Source organism: uncultured Campylobacter sp., from assembly GCF_937949835.1.
Classification (GTDB): Bacteria; Campylobacterota; Campylobacteria; order Campylobacterales; family Campylobacteraceae; genus Campylobacter_B.
Genome location: NZ_CALEDC010000285.1, coordinates 1 through 2,797 on the forward strand (window position 1 = coordinate 1; position 2,797 = coordinate 2,797).

Annotated in this window: 4 protein-coding genes; all 4 read left to right on the top strand. The window is 48.8% G+C overall.

Features of this window, described 5'->3' with window-relative positions; translation table 11 throughout:
* Positions 1–376, top strand: a 376-nt coding sequence (locus Q0256_RS06365) for an FKBP-type peptidyl-prolyl cis-trans isomerase (protein ID WP_297961292.1), incomplete at its 5' end; no start/stop codon positions are given.
* A gap of 28 nt (positions 377–404) precedes the next feature.
* The gene (locus tag Q0256_RS06370; protein WP_297961295.1) at positions 405–1,112 is read left to right on the top strand and encodes a 4Fe-4S dicluster domain-containing protein; all 708 of its coding nucleotides are present in this window, start codon (positions 405–407) and stop codon (positions 1,110–1,112) included.
* 1 nt (position 1,113) lies between these two features.
* The gene (gene nrfD, locus Q0256_RS06375; protein ID WP_297961298.1) at positions 1,114–2,085 is read left to right on the top strand and encodes an NrfD/PsrC family molybdoenzyme membrane anchor subunit; all 972 of its coding nucleotides are present in this window, start codon (positions 1,114–1,116) and stop codon (positions 2,083–2,085) included.
* Positions 2,086–2,100: 15 nt separating this feature from the next.
* Positions 2,101–2,797 (top strand): cytochrome c biogenesis protein ResB (locus Q0256_RS06380; protein WP_297961301.1); only part of this gene is annotated, 697 nt, incomplete at its 3' end.

Sequence of the window (2,797 nt, forward strand, 5' to 3'; positions counted from 1 at the left end):
TCTAAAACTAGGTATGGGCGAAAAGCCAAAGCCCGAGAGCGTAGTAGTGATGAACTACAAGGCGTATTTGACGAATGGTAGCGTATTTGACGATACTTTCGCGTCTAAAATTCCGGCGCATCTTTCTATGATAGGCTTAATCGACGGATTGCGCGAGGGGTTGCTTTTGATGAATACAGGCTCGAAATATAAATTTACAATCCCTAGTAATTTAGCCTACGGCAACGTGGACGTAGATAGAATTCCTGCGGGTTCTGTGGTGATTTTTGAAGCCGAACTACTAAAAGTTTTAAAGCCCGGCGAGCTTGCCGATGCAGCCAAAAAGCTTAGCGAGAGCGAGGCTAAAAGCTTTCACGACGCGAATAAAACAAAGTAGTTTTGCTTAAATTTAGTCGGAGGAGAATATGCAAAAGCAAAGAAGAAATTTTATAAAATCCGCCGCACTCGGCTCTTTGGGGCTCGGCGCAATCGCCTCAAGCTTACTCGCGCAAAACAGCGCGGATAAAAGCGCGCAAGACGCAAATGCGAGCATTCAAAAGCAAGAGCCGAAAAAACCGCACTACGGCATGATCTTCGATCAGAACAAATGCGTGGGTTGCACTGATTGCGAGATAGCCTGTAAAAAGGTAAATTTGGTCCCAAAAGGCCAAATGAGGCTTTTTATCCAGGATAAAACCGATCCGCTAAATTTGAAAGAAAAGCGCTATGTTAGAGTTTCTTGTCAGCAGTGCGAGGATGCGCCGTGCGTAAAAGTTTGCCCGACGAAAGCCTGCCACAAGGACGAAAAAACCGGCATCACGACGATGAACACCGATGATTGCATCGCCTGTAAATACTGCATCGTAGCCTGTCCTTACGACGTGCGCTTTATAAATCACGAAACCAAAGCCGCAGAGAGCTGCAACTTCTGCTTGGATACGAATTTAAAAGACGGCCACGAGCCTGCCTGCATCGAAGCGTGCAGATACGAGGCGATCGTGTTCGGCGATCTAAACGACGAAGGCTCGCACATCAGTAAGCTACTTCGCGTAAAAGACAGCCTGCGCATGCATCCTGAGTGCGGCACGAAGCCGAGCCTGCGCTATATTCCTGCAGTTAAATTGGGGGTGTGACATGAACGGAGCTATAAATTTTACTGCGACCTTCTCGCACGGCGTGGAGTGGGGCTGGCCGATCGCGGTTTATCTTTTGCTAGCGGGTATGAGCGGTGGCGCTTTGATAGTCGCGATCCTTGTTAGATTTTATAAAAAGCAAACCGAAAGCACGCCGCTGTTTAAGGCTGCGTCGTTGCTATCTTTCGTAGCGATCTTACTCGGTATGGTCTGCCTGGTAGCCGATTTAGAGCGACCGCTACTTTTTTGGAAAATTTTGATTAATTATAACTTCACCTCGGTTATGTCCGTGGGCGTGGCGGCGCTTTGCGTCTATATCCCGCTTAGCTTCGTAGCCTGCCTTTATGCGTTTGAAGCTGATCTTAGCGGATTTTTATCGCGCAGACTTACTTTTTTAAAAGGGCTTTTCACGCTCGTAATGAAAATTTTAAACGCGCTTCGCCCGTTACTTCTTGCGCTTACGCTAGTTTTTGCGGTCGCGATCTGCGCCTATACGGGATTTTTGATCTCGGTTTTAGTTAGATTTCCTATCCTTAATACCGCCGTTTTACCTGCGCTTTTCGTGGCGTCTGGCTTATCGGCGGGCATCGCGGGATCTAGTCTAATAGCCGCGCTTTTCTTTAAAGCAGACCCGCACGGCAGCGATCTAAAAACCTTGCATGCCGTCGAGTGGCCGGTTTTAGCGATGGAAATTTTACTAATCGGCATGATTTTCGTCTCTCTCATCACGGGCAGCGACGTGCAAAAAGCCGCCAGCGTAGCCTTTAGCGAAGGCGTTTACGCTCAGCTATTTTGGCTAGGCGTCGTGGGCGTAGGTTTTTGCGTACCGCTCGTTTTAAATTTCGCACTGGGCAAAAAGATTGCTCACTCTGCGTTTGCGTTCTACGCGAGCGCGCTTGCCAGCGTGGTCGGAGTATTACTTCTTAGGATGTTTATACTATACGCGGGACAAACTTACGATATAATAATGTAAAACTGCGGAGGGTTAATGAGCGCGCTAAAAATATTAAAATTTTTCATCTCTTACAAGTTTGCGCTCTGCCTCCTTTTCATTCTAGCCGCAGGTGCCGGCGTCGCAACCTTTTTAGAGAGCATTTACGATACGCAAACTGCTAAAATTTTAGTCTATGAGGCGCGCTGGTACGAGTGCGTCATGGGTGCGGCGACGCTGAGCCTGCTCGGCATTATAATTAAAACCAAAATGTGGCGCCGCTTCGGCTCTTTCGTTCTGCACGCGGCATTTATCGTTATCTTTATCGGCGCGGCTTTGACGCGGTATCTGGGCGCTGAGGGCGTACTGCACGTAAGAGCGGGCGAGAGCGAAAGCGAGATGGTGAGCGTCAGACCATACTTGCAAATCCGCACGCAAGACGCGCTATTTGAGCATCCGCTAAGTTTGTCTCAGATCGGCGATAACGATTTTAGCTTCACACAAAGTATAAATTCTAAAAACTTCACCGTCAAATTTAGCTCCTACAAACCCGCGCCCAAAGGCGAGCAGGGCACGCTTGCGGTAAAAGCGGGCTTTGAGGGCGGAAGCGAGCAAGAAGCGGAGCTGCGCGGCGGCGCGGGCTGGCTGGGTGAGCCCAAAATTTTAAGCTTTGACGGCGAGGAGATAATGCTAAGCTGGGGCTCGAAACTGATAGAGCTTCCGTTTGCGGTAAAGCTTTTGAAATTTAAGCTCG

What these genes read in the sequence shown, in the direction of transcription:
- nrfD (WP_297961298.1), top strand. Translation starts at nt 1,114, where the DNA reads ATGAACGGAGCTATAAATTTTACTGCGACCTTCTCGCACGGCGTGGAG.
- Q0256_RS06370 (WP_297961295.1), top strand. Translation starts at nt 405, where the DNA reads ATGCAAAAGCAAAGAAGAAATTTTATAAAATCCGCCGCACTCGGCTCT.